31 protein-coding genes are annotated in these 25,968 nt (G+C 33.9%); 24 read left to right on the top strand and 7 right to left on the bottom strand.

Going from position 1 to position 25,968, the window contains the following annotated elements:
- The first annotated feature begins 39 nt into the window (after positions 1-39).
- The 3 genes from EC501_RS10945 (at position 40) to EC501_RS10935 (ending at position 1,586) form a co-directional block, all read left to right on the top strand.
- On the top strand, positions 40-267 hold the full coding sequence (locus EC501_RS10945; protein ID WP_122972336.1) for a sulfurtransferase TusA family protein: 228 nt from the start codon (positions 40-42) through the stop codon (positions 265-267).
- Positions 268-370: 103 nt separating this feature from the next.
- Positions 371-1,147, top strand: coding sequence for a sulfite exporter TauE/SafE family protein (locus EC501_RS10940; protein ID WP_122972335.1), 777 nt, complete (start codon positions 371-373; stop codon positions 1,145-1,147).
- Between the two features lie 49 nt (positions 1,148-1,196).
- Positions 1,197-1,586 (top strand): DUF302 domain-containing protein, encoded by a 390-nt coding sequence (locus EC501_RS10935; protein WP_122972334.1) that lies wholly within the window; start codon positions 1,197-1,199, stop codon positions 1,584-1,586.
- A 194-nt stretch (positions 1,587-1,780) separates the two neighbouring features.
- Here the strand turns inward: EC501_RS10935 and EC501_RS10930 are convergent, their stop codons facing one another.
- The 3 genes from EC501_RS10930 to EC501_RS10920 form a co-directional block, all read right to left on the bottom strand.
- Positions 1,781-2,938 (bottom strand): tyrosine-type recombinase/integrase, encoded by a 1,158-nt coding sequence (locus EC501_RS10930; RefSeq protein ID WP_158599704.1) that lies wholly within the window; start codon positions 2,936-2,938, stop codon positions 1,781-1,783.
- Positions 2,939-2,952: 14 nt separating this feature from the next.
- On the bottom strand, positions 2,953-3,273 hold the full coding sequence (locus EC501_RS10925) for a DUF771 domain-containing protein (RefSeq protein ID WP_122972332.1): 321 nt from the start codon (positions 3,271-3,273) through the stop codon (positions 2,953-2,955).
- A 513-nt stretch (positions 3,274-3,786) separates the two neighbouring features.
- The gene (locus EC501_RS10920; protein ID WP_122972331.1) at positions 3,787-4,149 is read right to left on the bottom strand and encodes a helix-turn-helix domain-containing protein; all 363 of its coding nucleotides are present in this window, start codon (positions 4,147-4,149) and stop codon (positions 3,787-3,789) included.
- A gap of 125 nt (positions 4,150-4,274) precedes the next feature.
- Here EC501_RS10920 and EC501_RS10915 point away from each other — a divergent pair, with 125 nt between their 5' ends.
- The 7 genes from EC501_RS10915 to EC501_RS10885 all read left to right on the top strand — a co-directional run bounded on the left by EC501_RS10915 (position 4,275) and on the right by EC501_RS10885 (position 10,027).
- The gene (locus tag EC501_RS10915) at positions 4,275-4,565 is read left to right on the top strand and encodes a hypothetical protein (RefSeq protein ID WP_122972330.1); all 291 of its coding nucleotides are present in this window, start codon (positions 4,275-4,277) and stop codon (positions 4,563-4,565) included.
- 18 nt (positions 4,566-4,583) lie between these two features.
- Positions 4,584-4,895 (top strand): hypothetical protein, encoded by a 312-nt coding sequence (locus EC501_RS10910; RefSeq protein ID WP_241559320.1) that lies wholly within the window; start codon positions 4,584-4,586, stop codon positions 4,893-4,895.
- Positions 4,896-5,560: 665 nt separating this feature from the next.
- Positions 5,561-5,779, top strand: coding sequence for a DUF7695 domain-containing protein (locus tag EC501_RS10905; protein WP_122972329.1), 219 nt, complete (start codon positions 5,561-5,563; stop codon positions 5,777-5,779).
- 941 nt (positions 5,780-6,720) lie between these two features.
- Positions 6,721-7,056: a hypothetical protein gene (locus EC501_RS10900; RefSeq protein ID WP_122972328.1), complete on the top strand. Its 336-nt coding sequence runs from the start codon at positions 6,721-6,723 to the stop codon at positions 7,054-7,056.
- Between the two features lie 739 nt (positions 7,057-7,795).
- Entirely contained in the window at positions 7,796-8,956 is a 1,161-nt protein-coding gene (locus EC501_RS10895; RefSeq protein ID WP_122972327.1) for a YchJ family protein, read from the top strand.
- A 445-nt stretch (positions 8,957-9,401) separates the two neighbouring features.
- Positions 9,402-9,626 carry a helix-turn-helix transcriptional regulator gene (locus EC501_RS10890; protein ID WP_241559319.1) on the top strand — a complete coding sequence of 75 codons (225 nt, stop codon included), beginning with the start codon at positions 9,402-9,404 and terminating at the stop codon, positions 9,624-9,626.
- A gap of 2 nt (positions 9,627-9,628) precedes the next feature.
- Positions 9,629-10,027, top strand: coding sequence for a hypothetical protein (locus EC501_RS10885; RefSeq protein WP_122972325.1), 399 nt, complete (start codon positions 9,629-9,631; stop codon positions 10,025-10,027).
- A 441-nt stretch (positions 10,028-10,468) separates the two neighbouring features.
- On the opposite strand, the gene EC501_RS10880 is transcribed toward EC501_RS10885, so the two are convergent.
- Positions 10,469-10,696: an MFS transporter gene (locus tag EC501_RS10880; protein ID WP_206613377.1), complete on the bottom strand. Its 228-nt coding sequence runs from the start codon at positions 10,694-10,696 to the stop codon at positions 10,469-10,471.
- Positions 10,697-11,189: 493 nt separating this feature from the next.
- On the opposite strand from EC501_RS10880, the gene EC501_RS10875 reads away from it, so the two are divergent.
- The 6 genes from EC501_RS10875 (at position 11,190) to EC501_RS10850 (ending at position 16,042) form a co-directional block, all read left to right on the top strand.
- On the top strand, positions 11,190-11,663 hold the full coding sequence (locus tag EC501_RS10875) for a flavin reductase family protein (protein WP_122972323.1): 474 nt from the start codon (positions 11,190-11,192) through the stop codon (positions 11,661-11,663).
- A gap of 13 nt (positions 11,664-11,676) precedes the next feature.
- Positions 11,677-12,471, top strand: coding sequence for a 2-keto-4-pentenoate hydratase (locus tag EC501_RS10870; protein WP_122972322.1), 795 nt, complete (start codon positions 11,677-11,679; stop codon positions 12,469-12,471).
- The gene (locus EC501_RS10865; RefSeq protein WP_122972321.1) at positions 12,468-13,355 is read left to right on the top strand and encodes an acetaldehyde dehydrogenase (acetylating); all 888 of its coding nucleotides are present in this window, start codon (positions 12,468-12,470) and stop codon (positions 13,353-13,355) included. Before EC501_RS10870 ends, EC501_RS10865 begins: the two co-directional genes overlap by 4 nt.
- Complete coding sequence (gene dmpG / locus EC501_RS10860) at positions 13,352-14,353, top strand: 4-hydroxy-2-oxovalerate aldolase (RefSeq protein WP_122972320.1); 1,002 nt, start codon at positions 13,352-13,354, stop codon at positions 14,351-14,353. Before EC501_RS10865 ends, dmpG begins: the two co-directional genes overlap by 4 nt.
- An 18-nt stretch (positions 14,354-14,371) precedes the next feature.
- Complete coding sequence (locus EC501_RS10855) at positions 14,372-15,148, top strand: FAD synthetase family protein (RefSeq protein ID WP_122972319.1); 777 nt, start codon at positions 14,372-14,374, stop codon at positions 15,146-15,148.
- A gap of 165 nt (positions 15,149-15,313) precedes the next feature.
- The gene (locus tag EC501_RS10850) at positions 15,314-16,042 is read left to right on the top strand and encodes a fumarylacetoacetate hydrolase family protein (protein WP_241559318.1); all 729 of its coding nucleotides are present in this window, start codon (positions 15,314-15,316) and stop codon (positions 16,040-16,042) included.
- A gap of 164 nt (positions 16,043-16,206) precedes the next feature.
- On the opposite strand, the gene EC501_RS10845 is transcribed toward EC501_RS10850, so the two are convergent.
- Positions 16,207-17,142, bottom strand: a complete 936-nt coding sequence (locus tag EC501_RS10845) for an EamA family transporter (RefSeq protein ID WP_122972318.1) — start codon at positions 17,140-17,142, stop codon at positions 16,207-16,209.
- A gap of 125 nt (positions 17,143-17,267) precedes the next feature.
- Here EC501_RS10845 and EC501_RS10840 point away from each other — a divergent pair, with 125 nt between their 5' ends.
- On the top strand, positions 17,268-17,960 hold the full coding sequence (locus EC501_RS10840) for a Crp/Fnr family transcriptional regulator (RefSeq protein WP_122972317.1): 693 nt from the start codon (positions 17,268-17,270) through the stop codon (positions 17,958-17,960).
- A gap of 161 nt (positions 17,961-18,121) precedes the next feature.
- Here the strand turns inward: EC501_RS10840 and EC501_RS10835 are convergent, their stop codons facing one another.
- Positions 18,122-18,508 carry an SLAP domain-containing protein gene (locus tag EC501_RS10835; RefSeq protein ID WP_122972316.1) on the bottom strand — a complete coding sequence of 129 codons (387 nt, stop codon included), beginning with the start codon at positions 18,506-18,508 and terminating at the stop codon, positions 18,122-18,124.
- Positions 18,509-18,663: 155 nt separating this feature from the next.
- Here EC501_RS10835 and trhO point away from each other — a divergent pair, with 155 nt between their 5' ends.
- The 6 genes from trhO (at position 18,664) to EC501_RS10805 (ending at position 22,990) form a co-directional block, all read left to right on the top strand.
- Positions 18,664-19,626, top strand: coding sequence for an oxygen-dependent tRNA uridine(34) hydroxylase TrhO (gene trhO, locus EC501_RS10830; protein WP_122972315.1), 963 nt, complete (start codon positions 18,664-18,666; stop codon positions 19,624-19,626).
- 213 nt (positions 19,627-19,839) lie between these two features.
- Positions 19,840-20,118, top strand: a complete 279-nt coding sequence (locus EC501_RS10825) for a hypothetical protein (protein WP_122972314.1) — start codon at positions 19,840-19,842, stop codon at positions 20,116-20,118.
- Positions 20,119-20,285: 167 nt separating this feature from the next.
- Positions 20,286-20,681: a DUF1413 domain-containing protein gene (locus tag EC501_RS10820; RefSeq protein WP_158599703.1), complete on the top strand. Its 396-nt coding sequence runs from the start codon at positions 20,286-20,288 to the stop codon at positions 20,679-20,681.
- A gap of 129 nt (positions 20,682-20,810) precedes the next feature.
- On the top strand, positions 20,811-21,455 hold the full coding sequence (locus tag EC501_RS10815; protein WP_122972312.1) for a YIP1 family protein: 645 nt from the start codon (positions 20,811-20,813) through the stop codon (positions 21,453-21,455).
- Positions 21,456-21,620: 165 nt separating this feature from the next.
- Positions 21,621-21,890 carry a hypothetical protein gene (locus EC501_RS10810; protein WP_122972311.1) on the top strand — a complete coding sequence of 90 codons (270 nt, stop codon included), beginning with the start codon at positions 21,621-21,623 and terminating at the stop codon, positions 21,888-21,890.
- Between the two features lie 182 nt (positions 21,891-22,072).
- Entirely contained in the window at positions 22,073-22,990 is a 918-nt protein-coding gene (locus EC501_RS10805) for a class I SAM-dependent methyltransferase (protein WP_122972310.1), read from the top strand.
- Between the two features lie 88 nt (positions 22,991-23,078).
- Here the strand turns inward: EC501_RS10805 and EC501_RS10800 are convergent, their stop codons facing one another.
- Positions 23,079-24,761: a NucA/NucB deoxyribonuclease domain-containing protein gene (locus EC501_RS10800; protein WP_122972309.1), complete on the bottom strand. Its 1,683-nt coding sequence runs from the start codon at positions 24,759-24,761 to the stop codon at positions 23,079-23,081.
- Between the two features lie 467 nt (positions 24,762-25,228).
- On the opposite strand from EC501_RS10800, the gene EC501_RS10795 reads away from it, so the two are divergent.
- A complete protein-coding gene (locus EC501_RS10795; protein WP_122972308.1) occupies positions 25,229-25,810 on the top strand; it encodes a nitroreductase family protein in 582 nt (193 codons plus the stop codon).
- Positions 25,811-25,968 lie beyond the last annotated feature (158 nt).

Raw genomic sequence — 25,968 nt, 5'->3', positions numbered from 1 at the left:
TTGCTAACTAATTTTATAAATTAAAAGGAGACAGTTAAAATGGAAGTAAATCAAGTTTTAGACGCAAAAGGATTAGCATGTCCTATGCCAATTGTACGAACAAAGAAGGCAATGGATACACTAGAATCAAATCAAATTTTAGAAGTACAAGTGACGGATAAAGGCGCGTTAGCTGATTTAACGGCTTGGACAGCTGCTGCTGGCCATACCCTTTTAGAACATAAAGAAGAAGCAGATGTGTTAACCTTCTACATTAAAAAAGCTTAAACATAAAAAGTGGGTTGTCCTTATGCGACTCACTTTTCTTTTTAGCCAGAAGTCTTAAAATGAATTCTGATTTTTATTAGTTAGAAAGAAAGAAGGTAACAAGATGGATATTTATTACGTGCTACTTCTTTTTGCCATTGGTTTTATCGGGTCATTTCTATCAGGTATGCTTGGAATTGGTGGTGCGATTGTGAAATTCCCAATGCTTTTGATGATACCACCAATGTTTGGTTTTCAGGCATTAACGGCTCATGAAGTATCTGGGATTAGCGCACTAGATGTATTATTTGTATCAATCGCAGGTGTCATCGGATTTCGGAATGGGGGCTATTTAAATAGATCGTTAATTACCGTGATGGGGATATCTGTTTTAGTCGGAACTTTTATCGGTAGTTTTGGATCACAACATTTATCTGAGGAACAAGTAAATATGGTATATGGCATTTTAGCATTACTTGCGGCTATTATGATGTTTATTCCGAAAAAGAAAATTGATGACGTTCCATTAGACCAAGTTACTTATAACAAACCGTTAGCAGCTAGCTTAGCCTTCGTTGTTGGTATTGGTTCAGGTATAGTTGGAGCGGGTGGAGGATTTTTATTAATTCCGATTATGCTACTAATTTTACGTATTCCTACTAGAATGACGATTGCATCTAGCCTTGCGATAACCTTTATTTCTTCTATAGCAGGATCTATTGGTAAAATTACAACAGGGCAAGTAGAATACCTGACAACGGTTATTGTAATTGTTGCTGGTTTAATTGCGGCTCCAATTGGGGCAAAAATAAGCAAAAAGATGAACACAAAAGTATTACAAGGAATTTTATCTGTTCTAATATTAGCAACTGCTATAAAGATATGGATAGATATTTTATAGATAATCCAAACTAAATGATCGAATCATATTACTAGATAGGGTGATTTAAATGGGTTTTCATTATACAGTTATAAGTGATAAAACGATTGATGAAGCGATTGCATTTATTGAACAAAATCTTAAAGAAAATAAATTTGGGGTTCTTTGGCAACAAAACTTGACTGAAACTTTACAAAATAAAGGTGTAGATAGTTATAAAAAGCCTTACCGAATTCTTGAAGTTTGCAATCCAGTAGAAGCGGCACGTGTAATAGAGCATAATCCTTTAGTGGGTTACTTCTTACCTTGTAAAATTACCGTTTATGAAGAAGAAGGGAAAACCAAAATAGGACTTCCTAAACCAACTGCTATGATTGGTTTATTAAACGATGCTGAATTAATTTCAATAGCAGAAAAAATTGAAAAAATCCTCATAGATGTATTAGAAAAAAGTAAATAATGAATAATAGGGCAGGAATGCAATGAAAAAATGCATTCTTGTTTTTTCTTTTTATTAAACATCGTTTAAGTTAATCTTTATAAGATTTTTTTATTTCCTATTTCAACGATAATTATGAAAAAGGAAAAGAAAAACACCTTCAATATTAGAGTTTCTAATCGTTGAAGGTGCAGGGTAAAGAGTATATCTTATTATTAAACAAATAAACGATCAATATCTTCTTGGATTTGTGCAGCATTTCCATCGAACATATCTTTATGCAAATGGATATAGTATTCATCAGTTGTCTTATAATCTTCATGTCCCATAAGATATTGAAGATGTGTTCTATCTGTTCCTGTTGAAGCCAAATAGGTAGCATAGCTATGTCGTAATCCGTGAGCGGTGATAGCTGGAATATTTAAAGTATTTAAGATGTTTTTTAAGTTAGAATTAAACGAATTGTTACTTAACACCTTTGCTTTACAATCAGCTTTATAAAATAATCGGTTGTTGTTATTTGGAACAAAGCAGTCACTAGCATGGAATTCTTTTAGAATGCTGATGGTTTGTTCAGATAAGGGGATAGTACGTTCTTTTATATCTTGATCTTCACTTTGGTTTAAAGTTGGATCTTTTAAGCCTTTGAAGCCAGTTCCTTTCTTATAATCCCATTGCTGGTGAATATGAAGGGTTTTATTTTCGAAATCTATATCCTCCCATCGTATGCCACAAAGTTCACCGTAACGAATACCTGTTGTTGCAGCTAAAATTAGCATTAATCGAATCTCAATGAACAAAGTATCAACTGTGTTAAGGTGAGATAGAAGTTTTTTATAATCTGAACCTTTAATAAACTTTATCTTTTTACTAGAGTCTTTTCCTTTGATGACAACATCAGTAGTAAAATTTATTGTTATTTTATTATTTTCAAAGGCATTTTTTGCAAATGCTCTTATTTTCTTATTTAGCTTTACGTTTGTTGCTTTTGTATTTTTTTGTTGTGCTTCCATAAAATCTTGATACATGTCTTGTGTAATGTTAATAAGAAGTTCATCATCAAAAAACTCATAAATTTTATTTTTTACATTCTTATAGTCATCGATTGTTGAAGGATCAAGTCCTGATTTTTTCTTAATATACCATTGTTCAAATTCAATGTGGAATGGTAATAGTGTATATTTGCTACTTATCTGTTTTCGAAGTTTTTTCAAAGGTTTAAGCTGAGCTTCTATATATTTAGCTGCTGCTTCTGCTTCCTGTCTTGTACGGAAACCTCCTTGTCTAATGGGTTTTTCAGGGTAATTACTAACAGAAATTCCCCAAGAAGTAATTTTACCTTTTTTATTTTTTCTCGGTTTTACACTTGCCATGATTACATAACCTTTCATTTAAAAATTTTATCGAAGTTCTCATCTAAGAATTTTGTCATTTTTTTAGCGTGAAACATCCAAGTTTCTCCTTTGGATGTTGGGTAAGCTACTGGCCCACCGTATCTAACGTCTAGTTTTTTTCGTAAATTGGGTGGGAAAAGAATTTTCTCTTTTATCCAATCGCTTTTTTTTCCAACTCTTTTTTCGAGGTCTTTCATTGTCCAGTAGACTCCATCATATTTTGATTGCTGTAATTCTTCTAACTCAGTTTTCAAAATTAAAACACTGTCAGAAGGAATGGGAATCGTTAAGTTTACTGATAATTGTTGCTGCATTTCCTTTTTCCTCCATATATTTTTAAATCATTCGTAGTAGTAGCAATTTACTAAATGAATGCCGGCAACTCACTTAGTTGCAATACATATTAGCTTCGAAATCTAAATATTTTAAGAGGTTATTAAAAATTTAAATTTTCAGATTTATTTTTGCAATTTGATGGATTGGGTAAGGGAGTAAAATCAAGTGGTTTTTTAAAGGACTTTCTTAATTGAAGTAATATTGCAGTATACGTAATTAGGATTACGATAACTTTTTTATATGTTAATCCGTGGTAAAGTGAATTGAATTATTATTTATAACCATATTCTTTGAGAAAAGGATGCTTGTAATCATTGTTCTATCTGATTGGAATTTGATACAAGTCTATTATGGAATATTTAGTGTTTAATCGCTTAGCAGCTTTTTAAATTATCAAAAACAAAAATGAAGGGTGTCAATAAACCCTTCATTAGTGAAATAAAAATACTCAGTGCCTTTTGAGTAGATCCCCTTAAAACTTCAACTTGCTATTACTCTTTTATATATGGCAGTAATAAGGTATACAGGCCCTTTTTTTGTTCAGTAGACAAAGATGAAATTATTTTATTCAATTCCTCGTCTAGTTCTTCTTCAATATCAATCCCTTTATCTTCGTCTTCCTCAATGGCTAATAATGCATTTTTTCCTTCTACTCTTTGAAAAAATTCACTCATAGATATACCGAATTCGTCGCATATTCTTTCAAGCTGAGTAAAGGTAACTTCTTGGTTTCCGCTCTCAATTCTTGAGAGGGAAGGTTGTGATATATTAATGATTTTTGCAAAGTCAACCATAGTATAGGAGTGATTTTTCCTCAAAGTTCTAATTAGTCTTCCAACTTGTAGTGAATTCATAAATATTGATCTCTCCGTCTCTTCTTTTCATTTTCATACTACATTTTTCTGATTTTACAAGCAATCCCTTACGCGTTATTCTTTAGATGGATATATAATTAAAATGAATAAAAAGAGGTGAGAGAATGGTTGATGGTTTCTATAAAGCATTTAGTAATCTAATTGAATCACGACTGGCGGATATTTATAAGAGTGAAGAATACTCGGTTATGACGGAAACAATTTTTCATGAATTTGAGCAAAAATTATCGTCAAAAATTGGTGATTTAAATCCCGAAGTAAGAGAAAGTTTATTCGAGGACTTTCAAACAGCTATTTTTAATCAAACACATCACCAAAACAAACAGACTTATCGTGTCGCATTTAATGATGCAATGGCATTACTAATGGACACATTTTTAGCTCAAAAAAGATAACATGATTAGGAGAAAGAAATGAATATGTATTTATATCAAGGAAAATTGGTTTTCGACATCGTAACCGCAGTTGTAGAAAAAAGTGAAGAAGCAGAAATGAAAAATGATGCCCATGAAAATTTAACAAATGAATTATTCCAAGAATTGCGTGCATTGATTGAGGCGAATGGCTATCAGGTATTCTCAATCGGGGCTAATTTAGAAAATTTCGGTAAAGTAAATCAAGCACAATTAAAATCATTAGAAGAAAGTAAAAAAGAGGCAAATGATAAAGTAAAAGAGATTTATAATAAAGCAAATATTAAAACTTATAGAATTCAGCTTGATTAATAAATTAATTGGAGGAATATTTTATGCTTTCTAGATTAAAGGAAGATTTGATAAAACTCCGGAATACGAATGTTATTAAGTTACATTTAAGAGGTAAGTCAATAAACGAGATAGCGTCTATATTAAAACTATCTCAAAATAAGGTTTTAGAAATCATAGAAGAATTTGAATTAGATCGACGGAAATAATTATCCAATAACGCTTTGCAGAAATGCGAGCGTTTTTTAGTTATATGGTAAAATCCATTCATAAACGGTTTGCAAAATTACCCCAAAGTTACCACGGGTTTACCTATACTTTTTGGGGGTAACCTTGGGGTGTACAAAACATATTTGTCGGCGTGGAAGGGTCCAGTTTGATAGTGAGAAATGCAGCAATATCAATGGTTGTATCACATCAGGTATATGAAGTCGTTCATATACTTAATTGGGTATACCTAGCTGTACCCAATTAAGGGTATGAAACTGTTCAAATCTTGGAAGCTTGTAATTGATTTAAGGATGGTTTAGTAGCCTGTCCTTGTAGTTATATAGATCACACTCTATAAAACGCTTAAACAAAGTAAAGTTGTTAATACATTATTTCATTAAAATATATTTATGGAGAAATACAACTAAATTGACAATACGAAGTTTATAAAGTCAAAATAGACAGAAGGTGATTTCATGCGAAGAGTACTTGTAAATAAAGTGCGTTGTAAAAAGTGTAATGACATTATTGAATCAAAACATGAGCATGATTTTAAGAGATGTTCATGCGGTAGCATTTTTATCGATGGGGGAAAGTACTACCAAAAATATGGGTGGGGACTAAATCAGCAAGAAGAAAAATCTGAACTAGACGATTTTATAGATTTTAGTTACTCAGTATATGAAGATGATTAAAATGAATTGTTAATTTAATAATCAACCGAATATCTATTTATTAATAGATACAATTAATAGTATCCATTATTCGATACGACTACTGTTTTAACTCCTATTATCCTCATATTTTTTGAGTAAACTGTCCTATTAGAGACGATTAATAGTAACGATAAGATTTGTTAGTGCCTCTAGGGCCATAAGGTTAATTTTGAAATAAAATTTCAATAGATACGATTATAAGTATCTATTAATAGTATCTAATGTTGGTTCCTCAAAGCTTTTTGTATCTATAATTAGTGGCTATAACACAAATATATGCAAGCTTATGCCAAATTAAAAGTTTGTTATGTAAAAACTTTTGTAGTCAAACGTATTTCAGTACGGAATTTATGTAAAAAGTGACGTCTCGGTACGGGTTTTGTGTAAAAAGCTACAAATAGTACGGTATTTATGTAAAAGCTTTAGTAGTTAAATGAATATCAGTACGGTTTTTATGTAAAAAGTGCAGTCTTGGTACGGGTTTTTTGTAAAAAGCAGCATTCAGTACTGTATTTATGTAAAAACTTTAGGAGTTTAGTGAATATCAGTACGGAATTTATGTAAAAAGTATCGTCTCAGTACGGGTTTTGTGTAAAGAGCAGCATTCTAGTACGGTATTTATGTAAAAACTTTAAGAGTTAAACGAATATCAGTACGAATTTTATGTAAAAAGTGCAGTCTCGGTACGGGTTTTGTGTAAAAAGCAGCATTCAAGTACGGTATTTATGTAAAAACTTTAGGCGTTAAATGTTTTTCAGTACGGAAAAAATGTAAAAGGTAAGCCCACATAGTTATGAGTGAAGAAGATGTAAAGTGAATGTGAAGTGATAAATTTATAATTGGATTTACTACAGTACGATTGCGAATGTTCTATGTTTTCCTTACCATAAAGGTAATTAAAGAAGGAAGAGGCGAATTACATGAGTTTTGTTAAAAATTTGGAAAATGTATTACTCCTTGCCAAAGAAGAACAAACCCGCGCAATCTTAGAAAAATTAAAAGAAGCAAATGTAGATCCGCTAGTTATCCAAAAATGTGAAGCTGCTGTAGAACGTATAGATATAGAAGAATATTTTCAACGCTTTTGTAAGGAAGCTCTTATTGATGTAGAAAATGCTGAAGGCGTAGAATTTCTTAAAGATATGACAGACAGGTTGCAACAATATGAAAGAAACATAAAAGATGACATACTACTTGAAATCTCAGAAGTGCTAATGTTACCTCATAATAATAGGAATTATATTGATTTTTTGTAGGTTAAATTGAAAAAAGGGAAAATTGCTTCTATCTAGTGATGAGGAAATCAGGAAGAGGATGAGCAAGGTGTTATAAGAAGATACACTACTTTCGGTTATTTGGAGAAAATTAGCGCAGGGTATACTTGAAGAAATTAGGTCTAAACAAGGGAACTGAAATAAATAATATAATGGTTTTCTTTTGCTTGGGATATGAAGTAAATTTTGTTTTTAGAGGATTAGTATTTAGCTAGGTTTATTAGTTGTAGATAAAGCTGTTTTAATTACAATCCTATTTTTAAAATGAAAGAATTGGGTACAACAATAGAGAATATTTCGGGTCATAGGGGGTGCAATATGTATTCAATATTGTTTTTTTGGTTCTTATTGCATTAATCATTTTAATTGTTATAAAAAGACAGAACAAAAAGTTAGTCTTCATTTTAACTACAATAATAATTCTACTTCTAATTGGTGGGTCGATGTTTATTAGAGATGTTGTGCAAAACTTCGCTCCATAATTGTATTATTTAAGAAATGAAAGCGTTGATCCAACAAGGATTTATGCTTTTTTTTGAGATTCCAGATATCCCCTTATTAAGCAATCGGTCCATTTTCTATTAGATAGAGGATATTTGTGATGATTGTTACTATATCAATGCACAGTAAATTTGTAACTAACTAAATGAACTATATGGAATGATATAGAATAAAGAAGATAAGTATGGAATGAATTAAATTGGTCAATGGAGGTACAAAAATGAATCTATTAAATCAATTTAGAATTAGTAAATGGGAAAGTTGTCCATGTGGCAGTGGAAAAATATATAATGAATGCTGTAAAAATAGGGAAATTTCATCAGCCCAAGTATCAAAAAAACCACCAGAAGTTCAGTTAATGGAAATGATGAGAAAGTCTATGAAAAAATACTGTATGCACCCGGACCAGAGTAATTGTAAAGGTAAAATTAAAAATGCTCATGCTTTGCAGAATAATAAAATAATATCTTTACTGGGAGGTAGTGAACGGCATGTTTACTTATTAGATCCTAAAAGAAGTCCTATAATAGTTCCTCTTAAAAATGGCAAAACAGAACATATCGTTGAAGTAAGTAAAACAAGTGTTAATAATGCAACAACTCAAACTTGCTTTTGTGACTTCCATGATAATATTGCTTTTGCAGCAATTGAAAAAGGCGCTCCTGATTTTAATGAAACTAATGAGGAAATGAAATTTGTTTATGCCTATAAAGCTTTTATCTTTGAATATTATAAGCAATGTATGGCCATTGATATTTTTAGAAACAGTTTTGCAAAGCGCCCCGAGGTATTCAAAACATATAAGATGGTAGGCATGTATCGAATGTTACAGCTCAAAATGAAGGAATTTGAACCAATAAAAGAACATTTTGATAATGAAATTCTAGCTGGAAAACATAGAGGTATCAAAACTTGTATTGTTAAATTACCCGAACAAATTAAATTTGCAAATTATGCTTACATTGCACCAGATTATGATTTGGATGGTCGAAGAATAAAACATACTGTAAAAGGAGTAATGCATCGTGTTGCTGTAACAGTATTACCTGAAAAAACACAGTCATACATTATAATAAGTTGCTTGAAGAGTGAGGAATCAATATATCAAAATTTATTTAATCAACTACATAATTCATCTATAGATAAAATAAAGTTTTATTTTTCAATGATATTGTCGTTGTATTCAGAAAACATGGTATTAAGCCCGAATATATGGAATAACTGGAATGAAGAAACTCAAATTGCCTATACTTTTTATGCAAATCTCCAAGGAAATGATGCTATTGTTTATAGCAAAACCATTGGAATGGTGTTACGAAATGCAGCAAAAAATCCTAATTTTGATTATAGTAATAGAGGTAAAATTAATTTATTTGTATAAATTCATCTGTGAAATAGACTACTAACAATAGAGAATTTATTCTACCTAAAGTTAAATTCTAAAAGTTACTAATGTGTATTCAATTCCCTATGTCTTTATAAATACCCATTTCATTACATATGGTTAAAATTTAGAAACTGAAAAGAACATTAAGAATAAAATGGACTTTAATGGAATGTTGAAGACAAGACTATTTCGTGATATCCGGCGTTTCGATAAATCCCCATAAGATCAGAAAAGGTGTAATTAGCCATTAGAATTAGGAGATCTCATATTTTATGAGGTCCCTTTTTTTATTGTTAATGAGTCGATTTTATAAACAATATTTAAACTACACCAGTATTAGGATAAAATGAAGAGTTGAAATGTAATGTTGACATTACATTTTGTAAAGAATAGAATACTATATGTAATAGTTAAATTACATTATGAGGTGGAACTAATATTGAAAAAAAGAGGCGTAAGAAATAATGTCCGATCTAGAAGACGAGCGCTTGATATTACACAGGATGAACTGGCAAAGAAAGCAGAAGTGACTAGACAAACCATCATTGCAATTGAAAAAGAAAGGTATGAGCCAACAATTGGAGTTGCTTTGCTGATCTCGAAAGCTTTGGGAGATTCAGTAGAAAACTTATTTTATTTGGAAGATGATGAACAGGGGGATTAAAAATGAGGTTACCTAATTGGTCTTTATTGTTATTCAATATTTCTATGTGTGCTGCCTTTGGTTTTGTAGCAATATCTTCTTATAGTAATGGTGCGCGACTATGGTGGTTATGGGGGTTAATATCAATCTTATACGCATACATAACAATTCATAGATTAATAAAAAGTAAAAAAGAAGGACTGACTTCAAAAGAAATTGTGGAAGATCAACGAACTGTAAGAATGAGGTTAATATCTTGTTCCATTGCATTTATTTATATTTTAATTGTCTTATCAGTTGGTATTTTCTCATTCTACGTAGGGTATTTGACAATTGATCCTGTAATTTATATGGTATTTGCAATTATAACAAGCCTACTTGCTTTTGTTATTGCACAGTTAATTCAAGTATATTTATTCTAATCTTTTTGAGTGTAATAAACCACTTAATAAGTAGGAATACATCTTTTTTCTTTGAGGATATGCTACTTGTACTATCGAGGGTTTTGAAAAAGAAATGTTTTAATTTAGAGGAAGGTTACGTATTGAGTGACTAAGAGCTAAGGGGGAGCAATATGTCTTCATTATTATTTTTTATAGTTCTAATTGCATTAGTAATTTTAATTATTATAAAAAGACAGAACAAAAAGGTAGTCTTAATTTTAACTGCAATATCAATACTGCTTCTTATTGGTGGACTTATGTTTGTAAGGAATATTGTCCAAAATTTCGCACCATAGCTAATTCAAAATTCCGTAAAACTACTTTAAATTATTATTAAAGATATAACGATTAAATAAATTCCTAAAACTAATAATTAATGTACCCCTAGTGAGCTTCTAATAAGTACAGGAACGTTTTTCACTAAAAAGGCAGGTTAGTGAACTTTGTATTAAACCGATAGGTCAGAGTGCCGAGTATAATACTTCCAATCGCATAGGCGGCAAAGAAACTACTACCGACCAATCCAAATTGATCATAGCTCAAATTCAGTTCATTCATAATCGGGTCTGCAGCTAAGCCAAGGACTGACTTATCTGTGTAATTCATAACAGACAATAAGAAAAGCATCGCCAATACTACCCAACGCATCATAACATCCCCCTAAGTTAAACATTAAATTTTCAATCCCTGTACCGTCCCCAACTTTTTAAATTTTGTTACCGCTTTCAAATTAAGTTAGTTCAAATCGCCCCCTTATATGGAATGAGTGACTGTTAAATTTTTTGTTTTGACACCTTGTTTGTTTGGATAGAAAACGAACAAAATGTCAATTTTTTTCGGAATATTCCGATGAAACACATTCTATAAGATTGATAATCTATTTACAATCTAAATTTTCTGACGATTGGAAGTTGAGGAATGAAAATTTTCTTGTTTAACTTGATAGAAAAGGAAAGGGGATATTACTCGAGAATATTGATACGTCGCTAGTTCAATCGAGTTAAATTTGTTTTAAAATCTAGCATTTGTTGCCATTGATTTTTATTGTTTTTATCTGAATTTTCAATAAAAATAGCAATTATAAAGATTTTTTGATTATTTTATGATAATACCAACCACAAACGAAACGGGGGAATATAGGATGGATAATCGTTTATTTCGAAACGCAATGGGGAAATTTGCAACAGGTGTCACGGTGTTAATAACGGAAAATGATGGGGTGCCCCATGGTATGACAGCAAATGGTTTTATGTCTGTCTCACTTGATCCAAAGCTCGTTGTTATTTCCATCGGTCATAAAGCTAAGTTTTTAGAAAAGGTAACCTTTTCGAGAAAATTCTCAGTCAATATTTTAAGTGAAGATCAAGAGCACTATTCGCGTCATTTTGCTGGACAACAAGAACAAGATGTTCAATTTGCAAATTTATCAGGGTTGCCTGTACTTGATGGTGCTATAGCTCAAATTGCATGTGAAGTCGTAAGCGAACATGTAGAAGGGGATCACACTTTATTTATTGGAAAAGTCATCGATTTGCGAATTGAAGATAAAAACCCGCTATTATTTTTTGGAGGGCAATATCGCCAGTTAGCCGAATTAGCCACAGTTGAATCGTAAAGGGGGTATGACGATGGATAGAAAAATTATAGGAGAGCAATTACTTGAAGCAGAACGTTTAAAACAACCAATCGCTCCACTAACGTCGACAACAGAAAACATTTCGGTTGAAGATGCATATGCCATTCAACTTTATCAAATTCGAAAAAAAGTTGATGCAGGGGCAACGGTAAGGGGACTAAAAATTGGTTTAACGAGTAAAGCAATGCAAGAAATGCTGAACGTGTACACACCAGATTACGGCTTTATTTTAGATTCGATGGTGTTTGATGAACATCAAGGTATTTCGGCTGAACCGTTTATTCAACCTAAAGTAGAATTTGAAATTGCCTTTGTGTTGAATAAGCAATTAAAGGGACCCAATGTCACAGTACAAGATGTAATTGATGCAACGGATTATGTTGTACCGGCAGTAGAAATTATTGATAGCCGTATTGCAAACTGGAACATCCGATTTGAAGATACAGTTGCTGATAATGGCTCTTCAGCAGGTACGATTTTAGGGAAAAAACGGACCCGATTATCGGACATTGAGGATATTTCCAATGTGGAGATGACGGTCTATAAAAATGGGGAACTGTTAGACCGAGCAACGAGTGCGGCTGTGCTAGGAAATCCGTTAAACGCTGTCGTTTGGTTAGCGAATGAAGTATGTCATTATGGTGTTTCCATTGAGCCAGGTATGTTTGTGTTATCTGGTGCTCTATCGAAAGCAGTAGAATTTAAAGTAGGGGACGCTTTTGAGGCGGACTTTGGTGTGCTTGGAAAAGTAAGCGTTACCATTTTGAAGGAAGTGGTGAAAAAATGACAAAATTAAAAGTGGGAATTATTGGTTCTGGTAACATCGGTACCGATTTGATGTATAAAATCGAACGTAGTCCTGTGTTAGAAATGAGTGTAATGGTCGGTATTGATCCTACTTCAGACGGTTTAAAACGGGCTAAGGATCGGGGTTATAAAATTATTACGAATGGAATCGATGGATTAGCAAAAAGACTGGACTTAGTAGATATTGTCTATGACGCCACGAGTGCGTATGCCCATCAAAAAAATAGTGATGTGTTAACAGCTGCTGGAAAAAAAGTAATTGATTTAACACCGGCTGCTATTGGTCCATTTACTGTACCGCCAGTTAATTTAAAGGAACATCTAGAAAAATCGAATGTCAATATGGTCACTTGTGGTGGGCAAGCAACGATTCCGATCATCCATGCCATTAATCGAATTGTACAAGTAGAGTACGCTGAAATTGTAGCAACTATTGCGAGTAAAAGTGCAGGTCCTGGTACTCGGGCGAACATCGATGAGTTTACAAGTACTACATCCAAAGCGATTGAAGTAGTAGGTGGTGCAAAGAAAGGGAAAGCGATTATTTTATTAAATCCTGCTGAACCACCAATTATTATGCGTGATGCTGTTCATGCATTGGTGGAAGAAGAGGGACATGAGGAAGCTATTCGAAATTCCATTCAAAATATGGTAGTGGAAGTTCAGTCGTACGTGCCGGGTTATACAGTAAAAGTAGATCCAATTTTTGAAGGAAAAAGAGTATCAGTATTTTTGGAAGTTAATGGGGCGGCTGATTATTTACCTGCATACGCTGGTAACTTGGATATTATGACAGCGGCTGCAGTACAAGTTGGAAATGAAATGGCACGACATTTTATGCGTGAGAAGGAGGCAGCAAAATGAGTCAATCATTAAATATTTTAGATGTATCATTACGTGATGGAAGCCATTCAGTACGCCATTCCTTTACAGTGGAGCAAGTACGTGCGGCAGCAAAGGGGTTAAATGCTGCAGGGGTACGCTATTTTGAAGTAACCCATGGGGATGGTTTAGGTGGTTCTTCATTGCAATACGGTCTTTCCAAAGTAGATGAGTTGAAACTTATTGAAGCGGCGGTGGAGGAAGCAACCTTTTCAGAAGTGTCGGTATTATTAATACCTGGCATTGGAACGAAACAAGACTTACAGGCAGCTGCATCAATTGGAGCAAAAATGGTACGCGTTGCTACTCACGTAACAGAGGCAGATGTAGCGGCTCAGCATATTGGACTAGGCCGTGAATTAGGTTTGAAGACGGTTGGATTTTTAATGATGGCCCATATGACACCGGTAGAGAAAATTGTAGAGCAGGCGAAATTATTCGAAAGCTATGGTGCAGAGGTTGTCTATGTAACTGATTCAGCTGGCGCTTTATTGCCACATGAAGTAACGGCACGAGTAGCTGCTTTAAAAGATACGTTACAATGTGATATTGGCTTCCATGCCCATAACAATTTATCGATGGCTTTAGCGAATACAATTGCTGCAATAGAGGCAGGAGCGAATTACATTGATGGCAGTTTACGAGCACTAGGAGCTGGTGCAGGGAATACCCAAACGGAAGTAATGGTCGCTGTACTCGAAAAACTAGGCTATCAAACAGGCATCGATTTATATAAATTGATGGACGTTGCCAATGAGGTCATCGCACCATTAATGCAGCAACCGCAGGAAATTTCAGGGTCTAGTTTAGTTCTAGGTTATGCCGGTGTCTATTCCAGCTTCTTGCTCCATGCCCAAAAGGCTGCTCAACAATTTGGTGTTGACGAACGAGATATTTTAATGGAATTAGGTCAAAGAAAAACCGTTGGAGGTCAAGAGGATTTAATTTACGAAGTAGCCCAACAATTAGTGAAGGCTTAAAACAAGGAGGATACGCAAATGAAAGTAATCTATGTGAATGAAGCAAACTTACGGGACTTACAGGCGCAAGCAGAAGATGTGGCAATGGCACTCGGATACTTTGACGGTGTGCATTTAGGGCATCAAAAAGTCGTGAAGACCGCAAAAGAACAAGCTTTGAAACATAGTATTTCATTAGCGGTCCTATCCTTTTTCCCTCATCCGAAAAGCGTTTTAATTCCGGGCTTTGAAGTTGCCTATTTAGAGCCCCTTGAGCAAAAAGTCGAAAAGCTGGAGCAGTTAGGTGTTGATCTCTTTTATGTCGTAGAGTTTACAAAGGAATTAGCAAAAGTGGAAGCATATGAGTTTATGCAACAATACGTGTTAGGCTTAGGGGCAAAGGAAATTATTTGCGGCTTTGACTATACATATGGCTACAAAGCGAAGGGGAATGTGGAAACGATTTATCGTCATGTACCATCTCAAATTGGGGTTACGATTGTGGATGAACTAAAGTGGCAAGGACAAAAAATTAGCTCCACCCTCATCCGAAAATATTTAATGGAGAGTAGATTACAAGACATTCCGAGCTTATTGGGGGACTATTATGAAACAAAGTACTGTTGTAAAAATGGTATATTACCAAACTATTCAATGCCTAATTTAGGAAAGTATAAAATTTTGATTGGGACAGATGGTGCAATGTCTGAAGCAATTGCGAAAGTGCAGTCAAAGAAGGAAATTCTTTTACAAACTGACCAACCTCCAATGGATAGTGTATTGACGATTAAATGGTTAGAGAAGATAGGAAGTTAGAAAAGGGGGCAGCTACTTTTGAAACTGTTACGATTTTAAGTAGAGGATAGGGTTCATATTGGTGTTAAGCAAGGAAATAGGATTATCGACTTAACAGCCTATGCAAAAAGTAGGAACTATCCTTTTCCAAACACTATGGAACAAATTATTACGAGTTGGAATAAAGTGTCGGTATTCATTGAGTCTTTAATACCGAATGAAATCGAACGATTCCGGTTAACGGAGGAACAATTACAATTTTTACCTGTTGTCGAGTCACCCGAAAAAATTATTTGTGTAGGGGTCAATTATCAAGAACATGCCGATGAATCCAATTTGGCTGTTTTGGATGATCCAGTCCTATTTAATAAATTCGCCAACTCGCTAAATGCCCATCAAAATAACATTTTGATGCCGGCTACATCGAAAGAAAATGATTACGAAGGGGAATTAGTAGTTATTATTGGGAAAGTGGCCCGTAATATTTCAAAAGAAGATGCTCTCAACTATGTGTTTGGATACTCCATTGCTAACGATATATCGTCCCGTGATTGGCAATTCCGTACCCATCAATGGATGTTAGGGAAAGCCATCGATGGCTATTGTCCGGTTGGACCATATATTGTGACAGCTGATGAAATTCAAGATCCCCATCACCTAAACATTCGCACTTATGTAAATGGAGAAATCCGTCAAAATGCCAATACATCACAAATGATTTTTAACTGCGCGAATATTATTTCATACTTATCTGCCCATATGACATTAATGCCTGGTGACGTTATTTTAACAGGTACTCCTGAAGGTGTCATATTAGGTATGGATCCTTCTAAGCGTCAATATTTACAAGCAGGTGATATTGTTGAAATTGAAATTGAAGGTATAGGTCGACTGAAAAATAAATTTGTAAGGTAAACTGGATTTGAAGTATGGCATAATTTCAATTATTTTGAGTTTCTTCTATATAATATATACTTTAAAACTTTTCGGTTATGTTGCTCAACTAACCCCTTTCTGTAGCCACTTTTAATTGCTAAAAAAAGTACCCCATAAGAGAGACTTTTTATAAATTGTCTGTCTTATAGAGTACTTTTTTCGTTTACAATCAAATGATTATCCGTTTTTGCTGATTGTTTTCGGTGTTGATATAACGTCGGCAACATCATTCCGAAAAGAACTAGAACAATCCCGATAATTTGTATCCATGTTAAAGCTTCATGCAAGACAATAACAGAAACAATAATCGCAACTGGAAGCTCGGTAGCGCTTAAAATGGAAGCTATGCCACCACCAACTTTTGGAACTGCTATTGTAAATAAAATAATGGGTAAAATAATCCCGAAGAATCCAAGGGCTAATCCAAAATACAATAGGCTAGTACTAAATAGTTTTCCAGTCGTAATAATCTCGGGTGCTTGGAAAACAAGTACGATGATCATCGAAAATAATGACATAACTGTCATTCGACCAATTGTTGAAATTCCTTCAACCTGCTTCGAGTTAAATTGCATAAAGCAAGCAAAGCTAAATGCGGCTGCTAAACCGAACGCCCATCCTCTCCAATCTAGTCCACTTAAATCAACATCTAAAATACCAGCAGCTAAAATCGTACCTGCTACTAAAAAGACTAGGGAAATTAGTTCTGGTCTTGTCGGACGGCGGCGGTGAATAATGCAATCTAAAAATAAGCCGATCCAAGTAAACTGGAATAACATAACAACTGCTAGGGAAGCTGGTAAGTAATGTACAGCTTGTCCATATACGATGCCGGTTGTACCAGTTAGGAAACCAGAAATCATGATAACAAAAAAGCCTTTCAACGAGATTTTTGGTAAAGCCCGTTGCGTAATAATGAATAAAATAATAGCCAACATAAAGCCTACCACATATTGACTTGTCACAGCCTCGGCTGTTGTGAAGCCGTGTTCCATGGATAGTTTAATGATGGTGGATAATATCCCGTAAGAGCTTGATCCAATCACGATAAGTAGGGGATATATTAAATTTTTATTCATCTAAACACCTCAATACTTTCAAAGTTAAACTTGTTGCAACAAATTTCTTTGCACTTATTATTAACATCATCATAACAATTACCCCTATAATGAAAAGGACATATGTCCAAAAAGGGGTTTTTTATGTGCAAGTAATTAGAGATTCGATACTTCTTCGTGACAAATTAATGAAATTTAAGCTTCATAAAATTTTTGAACAATATGAGGAACGTCCATTTAAATTACTCGCGTATGCGGAAGGTGAAACGGTTTTACGAGAAGGGGCAGAGGCAGAATATTTACTTTATTTAGTGGAAGGAAGAGTTAAGGCAACATCAAGTGTTGAAACGGGAAAATCGTTATTGTTGCGATTTAATCATCCCCTCGCTTTAATTGGTGATTTAGAACTTGTGCGTCAAATCCCAATACAATCTCAAATAACGGCTGTAACTGAGTGTCTTTTTATCGCTTTACCATTTGATTATATTTATAAAAAGGAAATGGGAAATAATGCGTTTTTGCAAGACCTTTTAAAACATCTAAGTTACAAATTAGAAACGATTACGACATCATCCCGTGTTAATTTGTTAGCATCGGTAGAAAATCGTCTGGCAAGTTTTTTATTATCTATTTCCACACCGGGAAATGAATTTGGAACAGAGCTTCAGACAGGAAATACTAGGGAAATAGCGAATTTACTTGGAACGACCCATCGTCATTTAAATCGGGTTATTCATGATTTAACTGAAAGAGGTATTATTGAAAAGACACGTCAAACGATTCGCATATTGAATTATGAGAAGTTAAAAAAATTGTCCCAAGGTCTTAGATATGAGTAGAGGTTCAATTTTAGAAAACATCTGTCGAAAAAGAAAATTATTTTATAGAAAAATGTTTCAGTGACCCATCTTCATTGTTGACCAAAAAAGAAAATCCTTCTATCAAATAATGAAGGATTTAAGTTTCTATAAATTACATATTGTTATTAACGACGGAAAAGTTATTTATTATCCAATAGAAGCAGACCATTTTCACAATTTAAAGCGTCCGTATGATAGTCATTTTCGGAAAATATAAACGTCCATGGCATGCTTACGTTAGCTGGTACACTTAAAGCAGGGATTGTGAAATTTTTTTCTGCCACAATTTTTTCTAGTGTACGGTAAACTAATGACGTGTTATGAAATGTTAGCGGTCTGTCTGTAAAGTTATGTACTAATACGGTAATTAACAGTTCTTTTTTATAGTTGTATGAAAGTCTGATCGGAGAGAAGTGTACGCCGGAAGTTTTCAATTCCTTCGTTTGTTGAAATAGTTCTTCAATCATACTTCGATCTTGAGTAGATAATGCTTTATTCCAAGATTGTTCAAATTGTAGTTGTTGCATAATGAAAACCTCCTCTTTATGCCAAGTGTAACATAACGGTTTGAAAAACAAAGATTATATCATAAATTTAAACTAATCGTGGTAAAAATATAGTATAATAACATTTTGAAACTATCAGGATATCCTGTAAATATGTATGATAGGTGGAACGTAAGATGAATTACCAAGTTTTATTATATTATCATTATACAACGATTGAAAATCCAGAAACCTTTGCCGAAGAGCATTTACAAGTATGTAAGGATTTAAACTTAAAAGGTCGAGTTCTTGTTGCAAAAGAAGGCATTAATGGAACTGTTTCTGGAACAATTGCAGATACGAATGCTTATATGGATATGATGAAAAATGATCCATTGTTTGAAGGGATTGTGTTTAAAGTAGATGAAGCAGAAGGGCACGCTTTTAAAAAGATGAAATGTCGCCCCCGTCCTGAGCTTGTAAATTTAAGCTTAGAAGACGATATAAATCCAAAAGAGATTACTGGTCGCTATCTATCACCTGCTGAATTTATGGAAGAGATGCAACGGGAAGATACGGTTGTGTTAGATGTACGTAACACTTATGAATACGATGTCGGTCATTTCCGTGGGGCGATTCGTCCTGAAGTCGAAACATTCCGGGATACTCCAGCATGGGTACGGGCAAATAAAGAATTATTCGAAGGAAAACGGGTATTAACTTATTGTACAGGCGGTATCCGTTGTGAAAAATTCTCCGGCTGGTTAAAGCGGGAAGGAATCGGGGAAGATGTAGGACAATTACATGGTGGGATTGCAACATATAGTAAAGATCCGGTTGCTAAAGGCCAATTATGGGACGGACAAATGTACGTTTTCGATGAGCGGATTACTGTACCGATTAACCAAGTAGAACATGTCGTTGTCGGAAAAGATCATTATGACGGTACACCATGCGAACGTTATATTAAGTGTGCGAATCCTGAATGTAACAAACATATTCTTGCATCGGAAGAAAATGAAGCGAAACATCTTGGTGGATGCTCATTAGAATGTGCAAAACATCCACGCAATCGATATATTGCCAAACATAATCTTTCCGAAGAATATGTGAAAGAAGTTATGGAACAATTGGAAGAGCGGTTTGGGACCTCTGTATAATTGAATACTTTGTTTAAGTAAAGCAGCGAATGAATGAATTTGGCTACAAATTTATTCATTCGCTTTTTGTAAAAGGAATTATAACAAACAGTTATGATGTCGATATATCGGGAATATAATAGGTTGTACAGTGATCGTCTCATTTCGGATTGCATGACTTGTAGCTGCTTCTGACTGTTTGAGGACAGAAAATGATGCGAAGGAAGTGTAATGTTGGCGATTTCCAACCCTCAGTATGCCTTTTTAGAGGCTGATTACATGAATCCAAATTTAAATCGCTTCTTACCTAAACTTAAAGATTGTTCAGAAAAGGTAGACGATAGGGAACAACACGAAGATCTTTCCGAAACAGTACTTAAAATGATTCCAACGAACGTTTATTTAAAAGTAAACTGGCTATCTTATTTTGTGAATAGTAGATATTTATTTTATTGTAATTCTGTTGATAGGAGAGGGATATTTATTCTGAAAACCCTTAACCTTATTCCTTAGCTAATAATGGAGCTAAAACATAGTTGGTGGAGAATCACTTACAACCTTGATTTAAACGAGGTTGTAAGTGGTTTTTATGTTTAGAAAATTCAATTTGATTATTTGTGTACAAAGAAATAATATATGTTTACAAGGAAAATTCTTTCGAAACAGAGAGGATGGTTCATATGTCGCAAACCGTAACAATTCGTTTTTCAGATGAGGAATATGCCTATTTAGAAGATGTGACAAAAGAGGCGGAGCAATCTATCGGTACAGTTATTAAAGAGTTAGTTCTTCAAGAGTTAGGGTACGAAACTACGGGAAGTAAAGTATCGATTTTGGCTATTCATGAAAAAGCAAAGAATTTACGACCAGGTACAGAATTTAAAATTCGGGATCTATTTTCAAAAATAGAATGGAATGATTTCACGAAAAGTTCGAGAATAGCAGTTGGACGGGAATTTTTAAAAAAAGTAAAAACCGATTTGTATTTTTCCGAAGAATATGCCTTTGTCAGAAAGGATTCGGACAATGCAGCCATTTATAGAAAGAATAATAGCGAAGAATTGGACTGGGATTAAAATTATACTTCTATAAAAAAGATACCAGTATGTTTCCCTTTTTCAATTTCTATAAAAATACAACATTTACAAAAATTCACCTTCATGGTTTACTTATAAAGTCAACAAAGAATAAAAGAAGGTGTTTTGATGAATGAACAAGAACAACAAAATTTAAATCCGTTTTTATCGGTTTGGTTACATCCGAAAAAAACAGCACGATATGTAATGGATCATAAGGGGATTCCTTATTCGCTTTTCATCATTATTATCGGATATATCGGCGTATTCTGTGCATCAATAATTGATACAGAACTTTATCCATTTTTTCCAATTTGGGGAATATTAATCTTACTTATTTTCTGTTCAGTGTTTTTCGGAATTATTTCTAATGCATTCTATTCCTTAATTGTTTGGCCGATAGGGAAAATGTTTAAAGGAGTTGGAACATATCAGGAGATATTTAAAGGATTATCCCTTATTTCAATTCCTTATGTGATTTTAATTCCTTTTTATATTATTTGGATGTTTACTGATCCATATAGTTTATTTACTCCGGATGTTGAAGGTAGTAGTTTACTCCTAGTTATTATTACGCTTTTGTTAACAGTTGTAGTAACGGTTTGGTGCATTGTCATTTCCGTTGCGGTTATCGCAGAAGCACATCAAATTTCAAATTGGAAAGCTTTCTTTACCCTATTAATACCGACTGTTATTTTTACGATTTTATTTATTATCGTTTTCATTTTCCTCGCTATAATTGGAATAGCAATCGGTTCATTTTTCGCCTACTAGCAGAGATATTCTGCTAGTTTTTTTGTTTTAAAAGAACAATGTATGACGAGTTATGACAGTAAACAATTAGGAATATAATACATTACACAGTAAAAAACATTTCGGATTGCATGACATGTAGTTGTTTCGAAAGGATTGGGAAAATTATACGAAGGAAGTGTAATTTTGGCGATTTCAAATCCTCAATATGCCTTTTTAGAGGCTGATTACGTGAATCCTAACTTGAATGAAGCCATTTGGGAACTGCAAGATTCTTCTGAAAAAGTAAACAACAATGGACTACTTGTTGATGCTCAATCTAACGCTCGTTTTAAAATAATTCCAACGAACATCTATTTAAAATTAAATGCGTTGTTTCCTTACCTTCATATGGTACCGATAGATATGTATTGTATTGTAATGTTGTTTATAGGAGAGGGGTTTTTACTTAAATAAATCCTATCCTTTTTCAGAACGATATTGTAAAAGTAGAATCTTTTTTGTACTTAAAGTGAACAATTAAGGATGAAATAATTGACAAAATTTTTTATTTATGCTATAATTTACAATTAAATTAGTAATGTATATAATAAGATTCTCCTGGCCAGGGGAATCTTATTTTTTTGGGAGGAAAAGGGTTGAATAATAATGAAGCAAGTTTAACTTCCTTAATATCTGCTTTTAGTAGAGCGTACCATAGTAAATTTGATGAACCAAAAATATTTGATGATTTTATCGCAGCGGATTTAATTACCGAAAAAGAATTTGCAACGATTCGAGAAAACATGATTAATGGAATACAATTTTTTAATAATGAAATTGCACATCTGTTTCAAAATCAACCAGATGAAATACTAAAATGGATTACGCAAGTACAACTTTCCCCAACGCCTTTAGCTCGTGCTGCCTATTGCGAAAATATATTACAAAATGAAATTCTACTTGGCGTTCAACAATATGTGATTTTAGGAGCTGGGTTGGATACTTTTTGTTATCGGTATCCCCATTTAAATGGGCGTCTTGAAATATTTGAAGTGGATCATCCAACTACACAAGACTTTAAAAAAATAAGATTAACAGATACTCACTATCAAATTCCAAAAAATCTTCATTTTGTTTCAATGGATTTTACGAAATTATATAATACCGAAAAGCTTGTTGGAGTAGGGTTTAATGAAAAACGTAAAACTTTCATAAGTCTTTTAGGTGTTTCTTATTATTTAACAAAAGAGGAATTTGCTAAGTTGCTAATTGAACTTTTTGCAAAATTACCAAAGGGAAGTTCAATCGTTTTTGACTATGCAGACGAAAAGTTATTCGAAGAAAAAGGTGTGTCAAATAGAGTTCAAAATATGGTTCAAATGGCTTTAGCCAGTGGAGAGCCAATGAAATCGTGTTTTTCTTATGAAGAAATGGAGAAATTATTAGAAGACGCAAATTTACTTATTTATGAACATTTATCACCAGATGCAATCCAAAATCAATTCTTTAGTAATCGGACAGACTATTTATCTGCATTTGAAACGATTCATTACATTCATGCTGTGAAAAAATAGTATTTATTTAAAAGGATAGGTAAATATAAATCAATGAAAAAGAGGCTGTTCTTTAAAGTTTCTACTTTATTGAACAGCCTCAATAGATTTATGGAATGGCATAGACTTCTACTGTGAAGCTTTCTCCATTTGTATTTTCCGGATTGGCGATGTAAAGATTATCTCCAGTTACAACGTCTGTCTCCGACTCGAATTGAAGATCATTTAATATCGTAGGATCGACGTCAAAACTAATATCTTTCATAACATCGAACTGGACATTAGTTGGTCCATCGATGACTTTCCACTGTAGCTTTGTCGCGTAAGACGGGATACTTTGAATAGAGAAATTATCGCTTGAACGATGGTCCTGATCTTCTTGTGGCTGACCTTCAGAACGGATTGTCGCAATTTTTTCGGGAGCTTCGACCTCAACTTGGAATGGGTCCCCGTCTAATACACGGTCATAAGCATACCATGCGCCTAGCCATCTTCCCGCAGCTTCATTGGAGTCTGCTGATATAAGTCTTATAGAGAAATTATCTGATCCATTTGTGGAAGATCCTTGCCATGTTGAAGCAAAAGGAAACTCATCACATTGTTTACCGGTCCGGTCTTCATTTGCAAATTCTCTTGCACAGACACGGCTAGTCTTTGATCTATTACGATTGTATTCTGTCTGATGTCGTTTTGAATACATACGTGTTAATGTATTATCCCCGACTCCTCCTGGTATTTGTTTTCCAATCATTTCAGGTTTTGTTTGTTCTGGATGATCCATTGCAAATTTCCAATGCTCACCAGCTTCTTTTAACATTTCAAATTCTGGTTTCGTAATGGGTACATTGAAAATAGGCGTTGCATTACTGAATACAGCTCCTTGCCAGTAATATTGATCAGGGAAAACAAACATATAATTAGCAGAATCAAAACGAACTTTCTGTTTAATACCATCAATACTTTCTTCAAATTTCCTTGCTTTATGGGTAAAGGTAAGCTTCGGCCAAAATTCCATATACCCAATCTTATCTGGATTGTCTGCATTTGCTTCAGGGGCTTCTGAAGTGAAAATTTCTGTACTATAGTTTGTGTTTTTCCATTGGGCAATCGTTCGTTCCGTTGCCGGATAGTCGGGATCCTCTTGACAGTCTCCTACATTCAGTTTTGATTCACATACCATATCAATTTTTAATTTTGCACCGTTTAAGGCTGGATCGGTTACTTGTATATCTTCAATCGTATAAAAGACCCTCATTTTTCTGCTTTGGTTGGAGCCATAGCCTATTTCAGTAAATTGAAATTGTACGCCTTCGTAATCACAAATCGGCCCTATACATTTAACTGGAACTTGATATGTTGCAACATGAGACCAGCAAAAGGAGTAACGGTTTTTAATATATCCGGTTTCGGAACTGCTTTCTGGGTGTCTTTGGCATTCGTCGGTTGTTTGGATATGATCATAGTCAAAGGCAGGGGGTGCCCATTCGCCTTCTGCAGTTTTAAATGGAGGAGCCAAGTTTACTCTATATGTTGTTTTGCTTTGTTGATCTTCTTTCATTAATTCGTTTAATGGCTGGATACCTTCTGTTTTCTGAAGCTGATCTTGCTTGATTCCAAGGTCGCCAATGGGCTTTCCTTCTTCCATCAATTCGGTAACTTTTTCAACCATGTCTTTTGGAACCCAATAACCTCCACCTTCTGCTTTTGATTCTGCTTGAGTTGGTGATACCATTCCGATAGACAAAAATAGAGCAAGGACAACTAAAAGAGACTTCCTATAAAACCTAGACATCCAATCCCTCCAAGTTTTTAATAGTATGAAATTCTTCTTCACAAATAAAAGAGGCAACAAACAACCTTTATAACTTCGATGACATCTAAGTTGATGTCAGAATACTACAAATTATAATACTATACAATAATAAATAAGGAAAATAAATCCAATAACCTATCCTACTAGGAAATATGTGTTATAGAAAGAACGTATAATTTCATCATGTTTTTCAACTATCATCTCCATTTCTTAGATGAAGGAAAATTAATTTTTATATTGATACGCTATGTGAAATAGAACAGATTCCCTATTAAGAAATCTATTTTCATTTTCACTCAAAAGCAAACTAGGAAAGAAGAAAGTAGAATTAGACTTTTTATGAAAATATCATTTGATAGTTGTGAGCGGAAAGTGTTTCCTAGACCACAAAATAGCGTAAAGCTATAATGAAATAGGAATGAATAGAAAGAGAGGGATTTCCTGTTATGAATTATTTTGAAGCGTTGAAAAATCGTCGTTCCATCCACTTTTTAGAAGATGTGACAGTAGTTCCAGATGAACAAGTAATTGAAATTGTTGAAACGGCATTAAATCATGTGCCAACGGCTTTTAATGGGCAAGAGACTCGTGCAGTTGTAATTTTTAATGATGAACATAGAACGTTATGGAATCGTGTAGAGGAAGTGGCGAGGGCAAAGAATGGAGACCGAGATTTTTCACGTACCGAGTCTCGTATTAATGGGTTCCGTAATGGCCATGGAACGATTTTGTTTTTCCAAGATACGGCTATTACAAAAGGATTCCAAGAAAAAATGCCAAATTTACATAATGAATTTGATGTTTGGGCGCAACAAAATCAAGGAATGTTACAATATGCTATATGGACTGGTTTAGAAGCAGTCGGTTATGCAGCATCCTTGCAACATATGGAAGTACCATTAAAAGAAGAATGGAATATTCCTTCAACATGGACATTAATCGCCCAGATGCCCTTTGGTAAACAAAATCAAGAATTAACAGAGAAACATATTGTGCCTGTGAAAGAAAAGTTAATTGTAATTCGATAACAAACGATCTAAACGGATTCTGAAATATGGAATCCGTTTTTTTTATTAATTCTTTTAAAACCACGTGCTCTGCACGTGTGAAAATATACTTTTAGAGTGGTAATGGAGATGGAATTAAAAACTCCTCTCGATATAATGAAAATGGCCGTCAAACCAAA

Origin of the sequence: Lysinibacillus halotolerans (assembly GCF_003711845.1) — a bacterium.
Taxonomy (GTDB): Bacteria; Bacillota; Bacilli; order Bacillales_A; family Planococcaceae; genus Ureibacillus; species Ureibacillus halotolerans.
The sequence above is the reverse complement of the archived record's forward strand: the minus strand, read 5'-3'. Positions and strand labels throughout refer to the sequence as shown.